This is a genomic window from Stenotrophomonas sp. HMSC10F06 (assembly GCF_001807865.1).
GTDB lineage: Bacteria > Pseudomonadota > Gammaproteobacteria > Xanthomonadales > Xanthomonadaceae > Stenotrophomonas > Stenotrophomonas bentonitica_A.
The window spans coordinates 1-2479 of sequence record NZ_KV791273.1; the positions used below are offsets into that span (position 1 = coordinate 1).

Below are 2479 nucleotides of genomic sequence, written 5' to 3' on the forward strand. Positions count from 1 at the left end.
TGGCTGCGGCTAACCTGCGGGGGGATTACCACATCATCGGCAATCGGACAGGAACTTGTCATCTCGCTCCAGGACACATCCAGCGGATACGCAAATCGGAAAAACGATAAAGATGAAAAATCCACCCACTCGCTTTGCCCAATATACTCAATCACTGCGAAACTCTTGGCACCTAGATCAATAGACAGCCGCTTGAAGTCGAGGAACTCCTCCTCAGTAAATAGGACGCCCCCGGGCCGGCACTCCATATTTGATTGGCATCGGACTCCAGGACCGTCGCGATTGATAATGAAAGCCTGATTAAGCAACCCTGCCCAATAACTTACCAAGCCTTCTAGATTCAACCAGTATTTCTCTAGGTAACAAATATCCAGCTCATCGAGAGAACCCTCGCCGTATCCCACAATGCCGCTTGACTGAAAGTCGATCATCACTCCACCCCCGAACCTACTTAAGCGCATCGATTCTTATCTTGTAAATTTGGCCAGACTTGTTGATGTCAATAGTCGCCACGCCAGTAGTTTTTGACGTGTGGCTTCCTATGACTGTTCCGTCCGGCATTCTCACCCGACCGCCAGAGGTCTTAGTGCCGCCATCGGTGATTGCATCAAATAGCTTGCCTGCGTCTCCTTCCACCCGCCCTTGGCGCGCGCCCCCTTTACCCGCTCCAGCTTTCCAACTGCATCGATCAGATGGTCCGCGTTCTTGATGGCCTTCCCTGCTACATCTCCAACAATAGGAATCAGGCCTACGGTGGCAGCAAGAATGTTTCTTGGCGTCGGCTCACCAACTGCTTCAGCCACTCCCTTCACGTCACCAACGTCCGGAGTGAAATCCGCAACTATCGATACGACCTCTCCAAACGCCTGCCTGGTTTCAGGCTTGGTCCAATCCGTCTCGTAGACCGAACGCGGCAGGCTCTGCCGCCCGTCTGGATCCGTGAACTTGTAAGGGTTCGAGTTCGCATACCGATACCGATTGAACTGCCCCACGGGCTGGTTATAAGCCGTTACCGGGTCCACCGACAGGAACATCCCCAACTGCGGATCCATGTACCGCTGCTGCATGTAGCTCATGCCAGTGGCAGAGTCACTCACATGCCCCGTATACCCCGGGCCATCAGCAACCGGCGCACCTACGACAGCGCCATAAGGCTCGTAACTGATGCGCTCGATCACGTTGCCATTGGCATCACTTTTGGCTACAACAGAGCCTAGGGCATCGGTATGGATGTAGGTGACCGTCTGTGCGCTTGCGGTCGGAACAGCAGCCAGACCCAGCAACAGCACAAAGCATAGCCATGCGCCTACGGCACCAAGCTTGCGAACTTGATCCTTACATCTCCTGAAGCGGGTGGACACGCCGCCTGCAGCTTCCCCGTACCTGCGCATCCTTCCAATCCCTGAAAGAGCCTTGAAGCAAGGCCAGGTTATTGATAGCACAGCAACGATCGGCCAGGAATCCAACGGTGCGATTGAGGCCAATCACGCCATCCTGACGGGAGCAGCGCTCTTGGCGCTAAGCGCCAGCGAAGCCGGATCGGGTCGTGGCGGCGATGTCAGCCAAGGCACATCAAACGGACCTGAGCTTGCCGGCCACCGGCCGGCGCTACCAACGGCCGTATCGCCACAAACAAAAAGCCCCGACCAAGGCCGGGGTTTTTTGCTGAACTGGTGCCGGAAATAGGAATTGGACCTACGGCCTACGCAATGAGACGTTCGGACCTGCATCAACTACTCGAGGCCTTCGGCCTCAAGCCGAGCCTTGATTTCCTGAAGTGTCGCTCGCGCTCCAGGAAGATCCTCATGGATGTCGTCTGAAAGATACTCGTTGTCGACAAACTCACGTGGCCGCATGTAGAAGGAGCCTTCATCACTGGTGACTACCCAAAAGCGTGAAGCCCTGGGATCGGTGATTTCAAACAACCCTGAAGGGACAGGAATCAATCGTCCGAACTCATCTTCGACTCCGTAGAGTGTCAAACCATGGTACTCGCCCTTCTCGAATATGCAGGCAACCGTGTAGACAAGGTACTCATGCCCAACGTTGATCGGGAATTCCCTCCGCCGATTTGTACCCAACGAAGGCGACACATCCATGCCTATTCTCAACGCCCGTACTTTCATACGACACTCACCTATGGATTGATCACAGTTTTTGGCTCGATGATCTGACCAGTCTCAGAATTGCGGAACGCATGCGTTTCCACATGCCCGCCATCTGCAGCTTTATAGGACGAACTGGAGACTTTCTGATATGTGCCAGCTTCACCTCCGTGCTGGGCAGCAAGACGCTCACCCTGTCGCAGTGGCTGCTTCGTAGTTGGACCGTGCGTCACTGTGCCACCCCCACCCGCCAACTCAGCCATCTGCTGCTCGCTTGCCAACTTCTTACCAAGTTGTGCTGCCTCGTCCCCGTGCTTAAGGACCGCTTTTCCGGCATCTCCAACGATGGGAACGAGACCGATGGTCGCCGCGAC

General features: G+C 55.1%; 4 protein-coding genes. All 4 read right to left on the bottom strand.

Annotation, left to right across the window (positions count from 1 at the left end):
* Positions 1–431 (bottom strand): hypothetical protein (locus HMPREF3113_RS18860; RefSeq protein WP_217628699.1); only part of this gene is annotated, 431 nt, incomplete at its 3' end.
* A 132-nt stretch (positions 432–563) separates the two neighbouring features.
* On the bottom strand, positions 564–1361 hold the full coding sequence (locus tag HMPREF3113_RS18950; protein WP_254665266.1) for an RHS repeat domain-containing protein: 798 nt from the start codon (positions 1359–1361) through the stop codon (positions 564–566).
* Between the two features lie 372 nt (positions 1362–1733).
* Positions 1734–2099, bottom strand: coding sequence for a hypothetical protein (locus HMPREF3113_RS09105; protein ID WP_070471832.1), 366 nt, complete (start codon positions 2097–2099; stop codon positions 1734–1736).
* Between the two features lie 38 nt (positions 2100–2137).
* A partial coding sequence (locus tag HMPREF3113_RS18865) for a hypothetical protein (protein ID WP_217628700.1) occupies positions 2138–2479 on the bottom strand: 342 nt, incomplete at its 5' end.

Coding starts and splice junctions, on each gene's coding strand:
- HMPREF3113_RS09105 (WP_070471832.1), bottom strand. CDS start 2,099: ATGGATGTGTCGCCTTCGTTGGGTACAAATCGGCGGAGGGAATTCCCG.